Raw genomic sequence first — 15,119 nt, 5'->3', positions numbered from 1 at the left:
ACCGGAGCGGGGGTCAGCCGAACCTGCGGGCGAGGCGGTGGAAGACGCCGGGCAGCGCGCCGTGGACCCGGTCGGCCGCGGTCAGCCAGCCCGGTACGAAGACCTCCGCGCGGCCGCGCACCACCGCGTCCACCAGGGCGTCGGCGACTTCCCGCGGCTCGACCATGCGCGGGAACCGGCGCCGGTAGTCGCGGCCGTGGAAGAACGGCGTGCGCACCGCGCCGGGGAACACCGTCGTCGTGGCGATGCCCCGGTAGCGCAGGCTCGCGGCGAAGGCCCGCAGCCCCGCTTTGCTTGCCGAGTAGACGTCCTCGTCGCGGACGCCCACCACGGCCACCGAGGCCACGAACGCCACCCGCGGTGGCAGGACCGCGCGCGTCAGCCGCATCGGAACGGTCAGGTTCAGCTCGACGAGCTCGTCGATGCGCTCCGGGGGCATGTCGGCGAACGCTCCCGCCCAGCCGATCCCGGCGCTGTGCACCAGCAGATCAACCCCGTTCGCCGCATCCGCCACCTGCCGCAGCCCGTCATCGGTGGTCAGGTCCCCGGCGACGGACTCGCCTCCGGTGCGCTCGGCCAGCGCCTCCAGGCGCGTCCGGTCGCGTCCGGCCAGCACGACCTGCCAGCCGTCGGCTGCGAGTCGGAGGGCGGTTGCCGCGCCGATCCCCGAGGACGCGCCGGTGATCAGGGCCGAGTTCATCCCCACGACTCGCTGCCCTTGGCGGCCAGCTCGCGGCCGATCTGCTCGCTGCGCCGCGCCAGCACGACGATGCCGCCGACCATGAGCGCTCCCGCGACCGCCTCGCCGGCCAGGATGGTGGGGGAGGACTCGATGCGCTCACCCAGCCAGCTCACCCCGATCGCCGCCGCCACCAGCGGATCGACCGTGGTGATCACCGCCAGCGACGGCGACATCAACCGGCCTCGTTGGAAGGTCTGCTGGCTGAGCAGGAAACCCATCGGCCCGATCACGCACACCACGTACAACGTCCAGTGCCCGAAGGGCTCGACGAGCCCGCCGGTGCGGAACTGGCCGGCCACCACGCGCATCAACCCGGCCGTGACCCCGTAGAACACCCCGGTGGCCACGGCCAGGCCCACCACGCCGAACTCGCCGGGAAGCCACCGGGCCGCCAGCAGCGACATGATCACCAGCAGTCCCATCCCCAGCGCCAGCGGGAGCACGGGCGCTCCGGTGAACTCGCTGCCCTGGCCGGAGGGCCGTGCCAGGAGCAGGAACGCCGCCAACCCGCCCGCGCACGACAACGCGCCGATCGCCAGGACGAGGTCCATCCGCCTGCCCGCCAGCCACGCGGCGAACGCCGCGCCGAACAGCACAGAGGTCACCAGCAGCGGCTGCACCAGCACCAGCGGACCGAACGCCAGCGCCACCACCTGGAGCGACAAGCCGATGATCACGGTGCCGATGCTGAGCACCCAGATCGGTTTGCGCACCAGGTCCCACAGCATCCGCGGGCTGAACGTGGCGACTTCGGGGACCTGCTTGGTGACGCGGTGCTGGATCGCGCTGGCCATCCCGAAGCTCGCGGCACCGATCACCGCGGCCGGCACCGCGACCGCCACCACCGTCCCGGTGGTCAACGCCTCTCCCGCAGCTCGTCGAACGCCTCCCGCAGGTGTGCGGCCAACCGCCCGGCGTCGGGTGCGAGTCCGGGATCGGTGGTGATGCCGAAGCCGAACTCCTCGGCCCATCCGATCGCCCCGATCGCCACGCCGACGCCGTCGGCCAGCGACAGCACCGGCAGCACCTGGCTGAGCCGGGTGCCGTTGACGTGGGCGGGGCGCCGTTGGCCCGGCATCACCGAGACCACCGCGTTGAAGAACCGGCGCCCGTAGATGCGCCGCACGATCCACGCGTGCACCGGGGCGGGCAGCAGGCCGAGCCCGGCCAGCACCGCGCCTGCCGCCTCGGGTTGTCCGCTGTGGTCGGGTTCGGCGAGCGCGTCGGCGACCGCGCGGATCCGCCACACCAGCGGCATCGGCCCGACCGGGAGGTCCACCGACAGCGACTGCGTGTGGTTGCCGGGAGCGGCGGTACCGGCGCCGTCGCGCCCGGTGCGGGCCGTGCGCGGAACCATCACCCGGAACCGGGCCTCGCGTCGTTGCTCGCCGAGCGCGCGGTGCAGCGCCTCGGCGACCAGCCCGATGAGCAGGGCGCTGCTGGTCACGCCTTGATCGCGCGCGCGGGCGCGGACCTGCGCCGCCGGCAGCGTCACGTGACCGAAGCTGCGCGCGTGCGAACTCCGCCCGGTCCAGGCTGGGTCGGGCGCCCCGGCGGAGGTGGCCAGGCCGAGGAGTCCGCGCAGCACCAGCGGGGCCTGCTGCACCCACGACCGCCCGCTCGCGCTCGGGGCCGAAGCGGGGTGGTGGCCGTCGCAGAGCAGCCGGATCAGCGCGTTGGCGACGGCCAGGCCGTCACCCAGGGAGTGGTGCATCTTCGCCAGCAGGGTCACCCGGCCGGTGGCCGCGTCGTGCAGCAGGCGCAGCTCCCACGGAGGGCGGTCGGTGCGCACCGGCGTCGAGAAGAACTCGCTCGTGAGCCCCTCGGCGTCCTGGTCGGGGCCGAGCTCGCGAAAGCTGAGGTGCAGGGCGGGGTCGACCGGTCCAGCGTTCCTCCACTGTGGACGACGTCTGGGTCGGGTGACCAGCGTGCGGTTCAGCATCGGTAGCGACGGCGCGCAGTCCTGGATGCGGCGGGCGAGGTGTTCGCACCACACCCGTGCTGGATCCGGCGACGGCTCCAGGCGCAGGACGGCCCCGGTGTGCTGCGGCACCTCAGGTGTGGTGGCGTAGACGAAGAAGGCGTCCTGCGGGCGCAGTCGACGCGGGCCGTGGTGGCGGGGCAGGTCGGCCAAGGCTGCGACCTGATCGGCGAACTCCGCCGATCGGCTGTGCTTGAGCGCCCGCTCCTCGCGTTCGCCGACCTCCTGCGGGTCCGCGACCCAGCGACGCAGCGTCGCGGTCAGCTGCGATCCCTCCGGGCACAGCTCGGCCAGACCCGCGTCGGCCATCAGCTCGGCGTTGGCCCTGCCGTGACCGGCGATCGGCTCGAACATCAGCACCGCGCGCCCGCAGGCCAGCGCCTCCAACGCCGTGGCGCCACCGGCGTTGGTGATCACCACGTCCGAGCAGGCCATCAGGCCGGGCATGTCCTCGACCCAGCCCAGCGGCACCAGCCGCTGCTCGCCCCGTGCGAGCAGGCGCTCCCGCAACGCCTCGTTGCGCCCGCACACCACGAGGACCCGGGCGAGACCCTCGACCCGCAGCGCCGCGTCCACGGCTCGCTCCACCGCGCCGAAGCTCATCGCACCGCAGGAGATCAGCGCCGTGAACCCGGCTTCCGGGAATCCGAACTCGGCTCGCGCCTCGGTGCGATCGCGGGGCTGGAAGTCGCGTCGCACCGGCGGCACCGACACCGCGCCGATCGCCTCGGGCTCGGCGCGGTGCATCGCGCGCAGGCTCGCCTCGCTCATCACGTAGTGCAGGTCGGCTTCCGGGTACACCCAGAACGGGTGCGGCGCGAAGTCCGACACCACCGCTGAGACGGGGAGGTCGAGGTCGCCGTGCCGCCGCATCCAGTCCAGCCCCGCGGTTCCCAGCGGGTAGGTGGACACGATCATGTCCGGGTCGACCCGGCGGATCTCGCGGCGCAGCAGCGGACCGCACCAGGCGCCGACGAAGCGACGCGAGGCGTTGGCGAACCACCGGTAGCGCCACAGCGAGTCGTAGAAGAAGTCGTAGAGCCAGGGCGTGGACTCGACGTTGGTGACGTAGATCCAGTTGAACGCCCCGGGAACCCAGCGCCCCATGATGCGGAGCGCGTCGAGCCACACCACCTCGCAACCGGGCCAGACCTCGTGGGCCGCCTCTTCGACGGCACGAGCGGTCGCGTTGTGGCCCTCACCGATGGTGGCGCTGATCAGGAGCACCCGACGGGGCTGGAAGCTCACGCTGCCGGTTCCTTTCGCCGCACGTGCCATCGCAGGCTAACGCTTGACGAGAGGACCGGCTTCCCGAGAACGGTCACCGCGGTCATCATCCACAGTGGCCGGTGCCGCTAGGCGGCGGTGAGCTCCAGCGGGCCGTGGCTGGCCACCAGGCGAACCGTGCCGTCGGCCAACCGGTAGGACAGGCCCGCCACGGCGCAGCGGCCGGCGGCGATCTCGTCGGCCAGCAGCGAGGACCGCTCGACCAACAGCTCGCTGGTGCGCTGGATGTGGACGTCGACGATGCCGTCCACGTCGTCCTCACCGGCGGCCCTGGCGGCCAGCACGCTCGGCGTCACCCGCTCGACGATGTCGCGCAGGTACCCGGGCGGGTTGGTGCCTTCCACGACCGCCTGCCGCGCCGCGACGACCGCGCCGCAGGAGTCGTGTCCGAGCACCACGACCAGAGGAGTGCGCAGCACCCCCACGCCGTACTCGATGCTGCCCAGCACCTCCGAACCGGTCACCTGACCGGCGGTGCGCACGACGAACAGGTCGCCCAGGCCGCGGTCGAAGATGATCTCCGCTGCGAGGCGGGAGTCGGAGCAGCCGAACAGCACCGCGAACGGCGCCTGGCCCGGCGCCAGGGAGGCGCGGTGGTCGGCGTCCTGGTTGGGGTGCAGCCGGGTGCTCTCGACGAAGCGCTGGTTGCCTTCCAGGAGCGTCGCGAACGCATCGGCAGGCGTGGATGGCGTGCGGTTCATGGTGTGGACATTAACCCAACCGGGTGGCCTCGGCAGATCGCGAGTGGGCGAAAGCACGCTGGTGGCAGGGGTGTTTGATCTCGCAACGATCCGTCTTCCGTCGTATTCTCGGCGCGCGGTGGTGAGGCGGATGAGGGGGCCGCCTCACCACCGATCTGTCGTTCGGAAGTGGTCCGCACGCGAGGTCCGACACGACCTCGGCGTGTCGGAGCGCATTGGATCGAATCAATTCGCACCGCGTTGCGCCAGGTCAGAATGGCGGCGGCGGCAAGCGTCGAAAATTGTTCGGCCTGAGAGCTTGTGCGCTGTTCGGGGGAACGGTCATCATCGGAACCGACGCCGGTGGTTCAACCACCGAGCTCTGGGGAAGAAGCTACGCGAACACCTGGGGGTGTAGCGATGCATCATCGTATTTTCTGGCCACGCCTGTAGGAACCGCATGGCCCCGCCCTGCTTCGCCAGCAGGCCGGAAGCCGATCACACGCCGACCCGAGAGGTCGGATCACCTCTGACGTTCCCGCGGCCCCGGCCGTCGCGTCGTCGCGAGCGGTTCGGGCTCTCGGACAAGTCGCTCCATTCGCTGAGGACCTGTTGTCGCCCGGCCGTTCGCGCTATCCGAAATGTGAACCTGTATCGAACAGGTACTCGGTACCACTCATTCGAGTGCTTTTTGTTGAGTTGGCCGACGATGTGCGGCCAATGTGCGCGGCGTGGCTTTCTCGCCGCTTTCCGGAGGCAGCGGCGAAGGGCGGAGTGCGGCAAGATAGATCGTTTGTGGATTTCTGGGGGAAGCGAGATGCGGTTCGAAGTCCTTGGACCGGTCCGGATGTTCGACGGGGACAGAGCGGCGCCGTTGACCGGCGCGCTGCGGCGCAGCCTGCTGGCGGTTCTGCTCGCCCACGCCAACGAACCGGTACCGGTGACCGTCCTGTTGGAAGCGCTGTGGGGTGAGTCGGACGAGCACGGGGCGAGCCGGCTTCAGGTGCACGTTCACCGGCTGCGCCGGGAACTCGACGACCCGGACCGACTGACCTACGGCCCCGCTGGTTACTGCCTGCGGGTCGAGAGGGGAGAACTCGACGCGGCGGTCTTCGCGGCGTTGCTCGACGAAGCGGCGGGCGAGCCCGATCCGACCCGTGCGGCCGGGCTGTTGCGGCGCGCGCTGGGCTTGTGGCGGGGAAGGCCGTACCAGGAGGTCGACCTGCCCGACGTCAACTCCGTCGTCGAACGGCTCACTGAGCAGCGGTCGTTGGCCGTGGAGGAGTGCTACGCCGCCGAGCTGCGGGCCGGTCGGCACGAGGCCCTCGCGCGCGAACTGCTCGATGCGGTGCACCGCGATCCGCTCCGGGAGCGGTTGCACGGCCTGCTGATGCTCGCGCTCTACCGCAGCGGGCGGCAGGCCGAGGCGCTGTCGGCCTACCAGCACGCGTGCGAGGTGCTCAACGACGAGCTCGGCCTGGACCCGGGGCCGGAACTGCGCGCCCTGCACGGTCAGATCCGCGCGGGCGAAGCGGTCGAGGTCATGGGAAGGACGCAGGTACCCGCTCAACTGCCGCACAGCGCATCGGATTTCGTCGGCCGCGAACTCCCGCTGTCCGAGCTGGACGCGATGCTCGACGCCAAGTCCCGCACGATCCCGATCGCGGTGATCGTCGGCACGGCCGGAGCAGGCAAGACCTCGCTGGCGCTGCGCTGGGCGCACCGGGTCAAAACCCGCTTCTCGGACGGTCAGCTCTACACCGACCTGCGCGGGTTCGGCACCGGAACACCGGCTGAACCCGGCGACGTGCTGGCCGGATGGCTGCGGGCGCTGGGCGTGGACGGCAAGGACGTACCGCTGGACCCGGCCGAGCGCGGCAGCCGGCTGCGCAGCCTCCTCGACGGCAAGCGGGTGCTGCTGGTGCTGGACAACGCCGCCAGCGCCGAGCAGGTGCGTCCGCTGCTGCCCGGCAACTCCGACTGCGCGGTGGTGGTCACCAGCCGCCACCAGCTCGACGGACTGCTCGTCGGGCACGGAGCGCACCTGGTCGAGCTGGACCGGATGTCCGCGGACGAGGCGCGGCTGCTGCTCAAGGAACTGCTGGGCGACCTGGTCACCGACGAGGGCTCCGTGGACGAGCTCATCGAGTGCTGCGCCCGGTTGCCGCTGGCGCTGCGCATCGCCGCGGAACGCGTGCGGCGGCACCGCAACCGCGGCATCAGCCAGACCATCGCCGAATTCGGGTGCGCCCAGGCGCGTCTGGACCTGCTCGACAGCGGTGACCCGCAGGCGTCGGTGCGCACCATCTTCGCCGCGTCCTACCGGAACCTGTCGGTGGCCGAGGCGAAGTTGTTCCGGCTGCTCGGACTGCACCTTGGCGAGGAGGTGGACGCCTACTCGCTGGCCGCGCTGGCAGGGGAGGATGACGTCCGCGTGATCCGCCGGGGACTGGTAGAGCTGGTGCGCGCACACCTGGTAGAGGAGGTCGCGGGCAAGCGGGTCCGGCTGCACGACCTGCTGGGGACCTACGCCGCCGAGCTGTCCAGCACCACCGAGAACGCCACCGAGCGGCGGGAAGCGCTGCGGCGGCTCTACGACTACTACTCGCAGGTGGCCACCACCGCGTCCGGATTCCTCGCCCCGGGCTCGCTTCCGGCGCCGGAACCTGTCTTCCCCGCGCCACCGATCCGCGACCACGAGGACGCGGCCCGCTGGCTCGACGACAAGCGCGACACCATGGTGCGCATCGCAGAGATCGTCGATGGCGAATTCGAGCACTACGCGGTCGATTTCGCCATCGTGCTGGACGCGGCGCTCGACTTCGGCTGGCACGTCGACGCGGCTCTGCGACTCCACGGCAAGGCGCTGCAGATCGCCGTGCGGCGCGGTGATCGGGTCGGAGAGGGAGTCGCGCTGCGCGGCTTGGGTGTGGCGCATTGCCGACGCAACGACTTCGCAGCGGCCCGCGACCTGCTGGAACGGGCGCTGCGCACGGCCGTCGGGCCAGCCGGAACCGCTGCTGTGCTGCAGAGCCTGGGGGAGCTCTGCGTGTTCACCGGGCACACCGAGCTGGCGCTGAACCACCTGCGGCGTTCGACGCGGCTCTACCAGCAGGCCGGGCTGCGGTTGCTGGGCCTGCGGCCGATGATCTGCCTCGGACGGTTGCACCGCCGATGGGGGCGGCACGAGGAGTCGCTGGAGTGCCTGCGGGAAGCCTCCCGGGTGGCTGCAGCGCACGAGTACCGGCCGGCTGAGGCCGACGCGTCCTACGCGTTGGCCGGCCTCTACCGGGACCTGCACCGGTTCGCCGAGGCGGCCGAGCACGCCGAGCGCGCGCTGGTGCTCGCCCGCCGCAGCAAGTTCCGGTTCCTCGAAGGCATGACGTTGCACCGGCTGGGCACCATCCGGCGTTGTCTCGGTGACCACCCGCAGGCGCTGGAAGGCCACCGCGCGGCACTGGTCTTCGCGCGTCAGATGCGGTCGGCGAACCTGGAGGCGATCGCGCTCATCGCGCTGGCCGAGACCCACGCAGCGATGGGCGACGAGGCGGAAGCGAGACGCTGCCACCTGCACGCCCTGGGCGTGGCCAACAGCGGGTGCAGCAACTACGTGCGGGCCCGCGCCCACACCGGGCTCGGCGATCTGCACGACGCGGCGGGCAGGCGCGAATCAGCCACGCGCCACTGGGAAACGGCGGTGCGGGTCTACGAGGAGCTCGACGCTCCGGAGGCCGGCGAGCTGCGAAGGAGGTTGAACGCGGACATCAACCCGAGCGTGCCCTGCTGAGCAGGCGAAGGCCGAGCCCGGCGGCGAACACCGCCAGGCCGGCCACCACCGAGGTCCATGGCAGCGTCGCGGCCAGCAGCAGGCACCCCGCCAGCCCGGCGGCGTTGAGCGCCTTCGGCCACCGGCGTTCGGCCTGTGGCTGGGTGAAGGCGGCGGCGTTGGCGATCGCGTAGTACACCAGCACGCCGAAGCTCGAGAACCCGATCGCACCGCGCAGGTCTGTGGTGAGCACCAGCACGATCACCACCACGGCGAGGCTCAGCTCGGCGTGGTGCGGGACCTGGAAGCGCGGGTGCACCGCCGCGAGGTAGCGCGGCAGGTCTCCCTCGCGGGCCATCGCCAGCCCGGTGCGTCCGACACCGGCGATCAGCGCGAGCAGCGCGCCGAGGCTGGCGGTCGCCGCGCCGATCCGCACCACCGGCGTCAGCTGCGCGTACCCGGCCGCGGTGAGCGCGTCGGCGATCGGCGCGGTGCTGGCGGCCAGCGCGTGCGGGCCGAGGACCATCAGCACGGCAAGTCCGACGACGCCGTAGGTGACGGCGGCGATCGGGAGGGCCAGCAGGACCGCACGCGGGATGGTGCGCGCCGGATCGCGGACCTCTTCGCCGAGTGTGGCGATGCGGGCGTATCCGGCGAAGGCGAAGAACAGCAGACCGGATGCCTGCAGCACGCCCACCGGCCCGCGCGGCAACCAGTCGTGCGCACCGATGGGCTCGGCGGACGGGTAGAGCAGCGTCGCCGAACCGGCAAGCACGAGCAGCACCAGCACCAGCAGGATGCGGGTCAGAGCGGCGGTGCGGGTGATGCCGACGTAGTTGACGGCCGCGAGCACCGCGACCGCCAGCGCGGCGGCTGGTCGTTCGAGGCCCGGTGCGGCGTAGGCCGCGAAGGTCAGGGCCATCGCCGCGCAGCTGGCCGTCTTCCCGACCACGAAACCCCACCCGGCGGTGAAACCCCACCAGTGGCCCAGCCGGGCGCGGCCGTAGACGTAGGTGCCACCCGACGCCGGGTGGACAGCCGCCAGCTGCGCCGAGCTCGTGGCGTTGCAGTAGGCGATGAACCCGGCGATGACCAGGGCGAACAGCAAGCCGGTACCGGCGGCGGCAGCGGCGGGTGCGAACACCGCGAACACTCCGGCACCCAGCATCGAGCCCAGGCCGATCGCGGTCGCATCGACGGTGCCCAACCGCCGTGCCAGCGGCGCACCCGAGGACGGTGGGTTCGGCGTCACGACCGGCACCGGATCAGCGGTGCGCGGTGAGGAAGTGGGCCGGAACGAGCGCCCGTCCCGCGTCGTCGGCCGGGTGGTGGGCGCCGACCCCGGCGGGCAGGAAACCGGCGATGGTGCTCGGCTCGATCGAGTCGATCGTCCAGTGCTCGGCGAGCGCCGCGCGCAGTTCGTCGGCGTCGACGGCGTTGGGTCCGCCGCCTTCCGGGAACGCGCCCTTGTCGAACACCAGCATGTGCAGCCGTGCGCCCTCGCGTGCTGCGCGGGCGATGGCGGCGACGTAGGCGGCGCGGCTCTCGACGGGCATGGAGTGGAACAGGGTGCTGTCGATGATCGTGCCGAAGTGCCCGTCGTGGCCGGAGAACTCGGTGATGTCGCCGACCTGGAACGTCGCCGAGGCGTGCCGTTCGTCGCGGGCGTACTCGGCTTGTGCGATGGCGGTCTCGGACAGGTCCACGCCCAGCACTTCGAAGCCGCGGGCAGCCAGCTCCCGAGTGGTGACGCCGACGCCGCACCCGGCGTCGAGGACCGGACCGACGATCTCCCCGCGCTCGATGACCTCGGCGACGGCCGGTTGCGGCACGCCGATGTTCCACGGCACGCGCGCGTCTTCGGTCACCGGCGCTTCGCCCCGGTAGACGGCGTCGAAGTCAGGAAGTCCGGTGCTCAAGCGAGCCTCCGCAGCAGATCGCACACATCCCTCGTCAACGCGGGAAAACTACCACGCTCCAAGACCTCATCCGCGCTGTGCGAAGCCGAACCCGACGGTCGTCCTCGTAGACGACAGCGCCGCTTCGCGCCCGCGCGAGCACGCCCCAGGTGCCGCCCCGGGCGGTGCTTGAGCGCGCGATTCCCGTTGAGCAGCACCGCACCCAGCGGCGCGATCAGCATCGCGGTGGGGGAGACGAGGAGCAGCGCGGCGGCGATCACCAGCACGTCCAGACCCACCTGCACGTGGCCCGCCCGCCACCGCAGCCGTTCCTGGGCCATCACGCCATCACGTCGAACCCGCCGAGGCTGGAATCGTGCCGGGGCACGATCAGCAGCCCGATCCCGATGAGCAGGTTGCCGCAGACCGCCGCCTAGCACTGCGGCAGGTGCAGGGCGCCGAGCAGCTGCACGTCACCGGGGCGAACGCGGAGATCAGCGCGATCGAGATCCGCGCACCGGCGGCCCTCATCGGCCACCGCCGAGCCATGAACGGCCGGTGGACGACGTGGAGCAGCACCCCGAAGGGCGCCGTAGCTGAGCAGCAGTGACAGCCCGGCCGTTCCACCGGTGACGATCTGGCTCGGCTTGAGCAGGTGCAGGCCGAGCGAGACCATGGAGGTCGCAGCGAAGTGGTCGAGTTGCTTCCGACTTTTGCTACTTCGGCTGCCGACTCGAGACCGAACCGTGTTCACCCGAAGGGGTGTGATCTCGCGTTGTAACAGGCATGATCACCCGGTGTCGCTCGATGTCTCTCGCCTGTCCGTGCTGATCTTCGATGTCCTGGGAACCGTTGTCGACGAACGAGGTTCGATCCGCGCCGCGGTCCAGGGAACGCTGGCGGAGGCGGGTGAAGCGGAGGAAAGAGGCGACGCGCTCGCGACCGCCTGGCTGAACAGGCTCGACGAGCTGCTGTCCGAGGCGGCCGACGGCGAGTACCGGCCGATGGACGAGCTCAACCGCGAGGCCCTGGAACACGCCGTCAAGGCCAGCGACGTCTCGCTCGGCGACGACGCCCTGACCGAGCTCGCCGCGGAAGGTCTGCGGCCCAAGCCCTGGCCCGACGCCGCGCCCGGTGTCGGCGCGCTGGGGGACCGGTTCAACGTCGTCGCGCTGTCCAACACGACCATGCTCGCGCTGGCCGAGATCACCCGTCGCGGCGGCTTGCGCTGGGCGTTCGCCCTGTCTTCGGAGCTGGTCGGCGCCTACAAGCCGGACCCGTCGGTCTACCGCAAGGCGCTGGAGCTCATGCGCGTCGAATCCGGGCGAGCGCTGATGGTGGCCTCCCACCCGTGGGATCTGCGCGCCGCCGCGGAGCAGGGCATGGCCACCGCCTACATCGCCCGCGAAGGTGAGGACGACGGCGAGCCGGTCGGAGCGGACGAGTTCGACTTGCAAGCCGCGACGATCGCCGAACTCGCAGCCCAGCTCCTCTGAGGGCCTGAGGCGCAGGTGATCGTCCGTTCGGCGCATTGCCACAGGTATGACGTCTACGTGTTACCGAAATGTACACCTGAACGATTGCCACCTGGCTGCGGAACGTGGACGATCCGCTGGGGATCGACGATCTCGCCTGCTCCGAACCACCTCAACGACGACGGGAACGGAACATGACCAACCTGGCAGCGAACCTTGTCGCGTCCGCTCAGCGGCACGGCGACCGGCCCGCGGTCCGCTTCGACGAGCACGTGCTCAGCTACGCCCAGCTCCACGCCTCGGCCGCAGCCGTGGCCGGTGACCTGAGGGAACGCGGCATCTCGCCTGGTGACCGAGTTGGTCTTGTGCTGCCGAACGTTCCCGCCTTCCCGATCCTGTTCTACGGCGCGCTGCTGGCAGGCGCGACCGTGGTGCCGATGAACCCGCTGCTCAAGGCCCGCGAGGTCGAGTACTACCTGCGCGACTCGCAGATGTCGCTGGTCTACGGCTGGGACGGCGGCGGCGACGCGGTGCCTGCCGCTGCCGCGGAGGTGGGAATCCCGGGACTCGTGGTGGGGGCGACCGGCCCGGTCGAACTCGGCGGCGAGCCGATCACCGAACCCGTCGAGCGCACTGATTCCGACACCGCCGTGCTGCTCTACACCTCGGGGACCACCGGCAAGCCCAAGGGTGCCGAGCTGACCCACCACAACCTCGTCTCCAACGCCGAGATGGCGGTGGAGACGCTGTTCGAGCTCACCCCTGACGACGTGGTGATGGGCTGCCTGCCGCTGTTCCACGTCTTCGGCTTGACCTGCGCGCTCAACACCTCGGTGATGGTCGGCGCGTGCCTGACCCTGCTGCCGCGGTTCGACCCGGCGAAGGCCCTGCAGATCGTGCCGCGCGACAAGGTCACCATCTTCGAGGGCGTGCCCACCATGTACGCCGCGATGCTCAACCACCCCGACGCCGACGGCGCCGACATGAGCTCGCTGCGCACCTGCGCGACCGGTGGTTCGGCTATGCCGGTGGAGGTGCTGCGCGGCTTCGAGGCGAAGTTCGACTGCCAGGTGCTGGAGGGCTACGGACTGTCCGAGACCTCGCCGGTGGCCTCGTTCAACCAGCCCGGCTACGAGCGCAAGCCCGGTTCCATCGGGCTGCCGGTGCGCGGCTGCGAGATGAAGGTCGTCGACCTCGACGGCAACGAGGTCGGCCTCGACGAGCCGGGCGAGATCGTGATCCGCGGCGAGAACGTGATGAAGGGCTACTGGGGCCGGCCGGAGGCGACCGCCGAGGCGATCAAGGACGGCTGGTTCCACAGCGGCGACATCGCCACCAAGGACGCTGACGGTTACTTCTTCATCGTCGACCGCAAGAAGGACCTGATCATCCGCGGCGGCTACAACGTCTACCCGCGTGAGGTCGAGGAGGTGCTCTACGAGCACCCGGCCGTCGCCGAGGCCGCCGTGGTCGGCGTCAAGCACCCCGACCTCGGCGAGGAGGTCGGCGCGGCCGTGTCGCTCAAGCCCGGCCAGGACGCCACCGAGGACGAGCTGCGCGATTTCGTCAAGCAGCGCATCGCCGCCTACAAGTACCCGCGCGAGATCTGGCTGGTCCCGGAGCTGCCGAAGGGGCCGACCGGCAAGATCCTGCGCCGCGAGGTCAAGGAGATGCCGCGCGAGGTGTGAGCGGTACCGGGCCCGGCCGCGCGCCGGGCCCGGTACCGGCGACTAAGCTCACGGGAGTCTGTGAGTGAGGTCTGAGCATGGTCGGAATCAAGGACGTCGCGCGACTGGCCGGGGTTTCCATCGGCACGGTGTCCAATGTGGTCAACCGCCCGCAGCTGGTGTCGGACGAGACGCGGCGGCGGGTGCGGGCGGCGATCGAGGAGCTCGGCTACGTCCGCGACGAGTCGGCTCGGCAGTTGCGCGCCGGCAGCAGCCGCATCATGGCGCTGCTCGTGCTGGACCTGGCCAACCCGTTCTTCGTCGACCTCGCCCGAGGGGCCGAGGAGGCCGCTCACGAGGCCGGGCTCAACGTGATCACCTGCAACAGCGGCCAGCGCGTCGACCTCGAGTCGTCCTACCTGTCGATGCTGGCCGAGCAGCGGGTGCGCGGACTGCTGCTGTCCCCGGTGGACACCACCGGTGAGCGGCTGCGGACCTTCGCCCGCAGCCGCATCCCCTACGTGTTCGTCGACCGCACCGTGCCGGAGGTGCAGGGCAGCTCGGTCGCCGTCGACGACGTGACCGGGGGAGCGCTGGCGGCGCGCCACCTGGCCGGGACCGGGCACCGTGAGATCGCGATGGTCAACGGCCCGTCGATGCTCGCGCAGTGCCGGGACCGCGAGGCGGGTGCCCGATCGGCGCTGGAAGGCACCGCCGCGCACCTGTCGGTGCTGGAGTCCTCCGCGTTGGACGTCGCATCGGGACGCGACGCGGGTGCGCGGCTGCTGGGGATGAGCCCGCGCCCGACGGCCGTGTTCTGCGCCAACGACCTGCTCGCGCTGGGCCTGTTGCAGGCGATGGTGGCCGCCGGTGTGCGGGTGCCGGAGGAGATGGCCATCGTCGGGTACGACGACATCGAGTTCGCCGGGGCTGCGGCGGTGCCGCTGACCTCGGTGCGCCAGCCCGCGCGCAAGCTCGGCCGCACGGCGGCGGAACTGCTCATCGCTGAAACCTCCGGTGAGCCGATCCGGCACCGCCAGATGGTGTTCCAGCCGGAACTGGTGGTCCGCGACTCAACTCGCGTCAGCCGCTAGGAGTGGCCGATCCACATCGCACCGACCATGAGGAAGGTGGTGAAGGACAGCGTCGCCGTGATCATCTCGGCGTGACGTGCGGTCATGGTGGTTCCTCGGGTGGGCTCGGGTTCAGGTGGCGGCGCGGCCGGGGTGACCGGCAGCGGAGTGCGGATCGGGGAGGTGCCGGGGCGAGCGGGCAGCGGGCGCCCCACCCAGGGGCGGGTGGCGGTCGGCCGCGTGTTGTGCCTGCCGCGTGTGTGCTGCCTGCGCCGTGCCTTCCGGTGGACCTGTGCGGTGTTCAAACCAGCGCCCCCTCGCGGCCGATCATCCTCATCCGTCGCGGGCAGAGGTTCCCGCCTGCCCCGACGGCTTCGGGATCGTTGATCCGTTCGGTCGACCGCCGACGAGGTGGGCATGCCCGCGCACCCGAGTGCTTGGGTCAATCTGACAGGCGGCCGGTGCAGAAGTTAAGCGCTGATGTCCGGCGCGCCCGGATTGCGCTGGATTGCACCCGTTCGGCCGCCGCCGGTCACTCTTCGTGACGTAG

General features: G+C 71.1%; 12 protein-coding genes. 5 read left to right on the top strand and 7 right to left on the bottom strand.

All coding sequences use genetic code 11. The annotated features are described in order from the left end of the window. Positions 1–13 precede the first annotated feature (13 nt). The 4 genes from E1161_RS19350 to E1161_RS19335 form a co-directional block, all read right to left on the bottom strand. The gene (locus E1161_RS19350) at positions 14–700 is read right to left on the bottom strand and encodes an SDR family NAD(P)-dependent oxidoreductase (RefSeq protein ID WP_132625277.1); all 687 of its coding nucleotides are present in this window, start codon (positions 698–700) and stop codon (positions 14–16) included. Beyond that, positions 697–1,602, bottom strand: coding sequence for a DMT family transporter (locus E1161_RS19345; protein ID WP_132625275.1), 906 nt, complete (start codon positions 1,600–1,602; stop codon positions 697–699). Before E1161_RS19345 ends, E1161_RS19350 begins: the two co-directional genes overlap by 4 nt. Beyond that, positions 1,599–3,971, bottom strand: a complete 2,373-nt coding sequence (locus E1161_RS19340; RefSeq protein WP_132625273.1) for a wax ester/triacylglycerol synthase domain-containing protein — start codon at positions 3,969–3,971, stop codon at positions 1,599–1,601. The genes E1161_RS19345 and E1161_RS19340 overlap by 4 nt, the downstream gene beginning before the upstream one ends. 107 nt (positions 3,972–4,078) lie before the next feature. Continuing rightward, positions 4,079–4,711 carry a carbonic anhydrase gene (locus tag E1161_RS19335; RefSeq protein WP_132625271.1) on the bottom strand — a complete coding sequence of 211 codons (633 nt, stop codon included), beginning with the start codon at positions 4,709–4,711 and terminating at the stop codon, positions 4,079–4,081. Between the two features lie 796 nt (positions 4,712–5,507). Here E1161_RS19335 and E1161_RS19330 point away from each other — a divergent pair. After that, the gene (locus E1161_RS19330) at positions 5,508–8,477 is read left to right on the top strand and encodes an AfsR/SARP family transcriptional regulator (RefSeq protein ID WP_165939872.1); all 2,970 of its coding nucleotides are present in this window, start codon (positions 5,508–5,510) and stop codon (positions 8,475–8,477) included. Here the strand turns inward: E1161_RS19330 and E1161_RS19325 are convergent. Genes E1161_RS19325 through E1161_RS19315 form a run of 3 tightly spaced genes read right to left on the bottom strand, consistent with a single transcriptional unit; the run spans position 8,455 to position 10,695 of the window. Beyond that, positions 8,455–9,708 carry an APC family permease gene (locus E1161_RS19325; protein ID WP_268951410.1) on the bottom strand — a complete coding sequence of 418 codons (1,254 nt, stop codon included), beginning with the start codon at positions 9,706–9,708 and terminating at the stop codon, positions 8,455–8,457. The two genes, E1161_RS19330 and E1161_RS19325, sit on opposite strands and share 23 nt — an antisense overlap. Before the next feature lie 13 nt (positions 9,709–9,721). Further along, a complete protein-coding gene (locus E1161_RS19320; RefSeq protein WP_132625267.1) occupies positions 9,722–10,375 on the bottom strand; it encodes a class I SAM-dependent methyltransferase in 654 nt (217 codons plus the stop codon). Further along, positions 10,372–10,695, bottom strand: coding sequence for a hypothetical protein (locus E1161_RS19315; RefSeq protein WP_132625265.1), 324 nt, complete (start codon positions 10,693–10,695; stop codon positions 10,372–10,374). The genes E1161_RS19320 and E1161_RS19315 overlap by 4 nt, the downstream gene beginning before the upstream one ends. A 35-nt stretch (positions 10,696–10,730) precedes the next feature. Here E1161_RS19315 and E1161_RS19310 point away from each other — a divergent pair, with 35 nt between their 5' ends. The 4 genes from E1161_RS19310 (at position 10,731) to E1161_RS19295 (ending at position 14,590) form a co-directional block, all read left to right on the top strand. Next, positions 10,731–10,964, top strand: a complete 234-nt coding sequence (locus E1161_RS19310) for a hypothetical protein (RefSeq protein ID WP_132625263.1) — start codon at positions 10,731–10,733, stop codon at positions 10,962–10,964. A 187-nt stretch (positions 10,965–11,151) separates the two neighbouring features. After that, positions 11,152–11,850 carry a haloacid dehalogenase type II gene (locus tag E1161_RS19305; protein WP_165939871.1) on the top strand — a complete coding sequence of 233 codons (699 nt, stop codon included), beginning with the start codon at positions 11,152–11,154 and terminating at the stop codon, positions 11,848–11,850. A gap of 173 nt (positions 11,851–12,023) precedes the next feature. After that, a complete protein-coding gene (locus E1161_RS19300; protein WP_132625259.1) occupies positions 12,024–13,517 on the top strand; it encodes a long-chain-fatty-acid--CoA ligase in 1,494 nt (497 codons plus the stop codon). Positions 13,518–13,594: 77 nt separating this feature from the next. Next, the gene (locus tag E1161_RS19295) at positions 13,595–14,590 is read left to right on the top strand and encodes a LacI family DNA-binding transcriptional regulator (RefSeq protein WP_132625257.1); all 996 of its coding nucleotides are present in this window, start codon (positions 13,595–13,597) and stop codon (positions 14,588–14,590) included. Positions 14,591–15,119: the final 529 nt, after the last annotated feature.

Origin of the sequence: Saccharopolyspora aridisoli (assembly GCF_004348445.1) — a bacterium.
Taxonomy (GTDB): domain Bacteria; phylum Actinomycetota; class Actinomycetes; order Mycobacteriales; family Pseudonocardiaceae; genus Saccharopolyspora; species Saccharopolyspora aridisoli.
The sequence above is the reverse complement of the archived record's forward strand: the minus strand, read 5'-3'. Positions and strand labels throughout refer to the sequence as shown.

Excerpts from the sequence above, each read along its gene's own strand:
- E1161_RS19295 (WP_132625257.1), top strand. The coding sequence starts at position 13,595 with ATGGTCGGAATCAAGGACGTCGCGCGACTGGCCGGGGTTTCCATCGGC.
- E1161_RS19335 (WP_132625271.1), bottom strand. The coding sequence starts at position 4,711 with ATGAACCGCACGCCATCCACGCCTGCCGATGCGTTCGCGACGCTCCTG.
- E1161_RS19330 (WP_165939872.1), top strand. The coding sequence starts at position 5,508 with ATGCGGTTCGAAGTCCTTGGACCGGTCCGGATGTTCGACGGGGACAGA.
- E1161_RS19350 (WP_132625277.1), bottom strand. The coding sequence starts at position 700 with ATGAACTCGGCCCTGATCACCGGCGCGTCCTCGGGGATCGGCGCGGCA.
- E1161_RS19315 (WP_132625265.1), bottom strand. The coding sequence starts at position 10,695 with ATGGCCCAGGAACGGCTGCGGTGGCGGGCGGGCCACGTGCAGGTGGGT.
- E1161_RS19300 (WP_132625259.1), top strand. The coding sequence starts at position 12,024 with ATGACCAACCTGGCAGCGAACCTTGTCGCGTCCGCTCAGCGGCACGGC.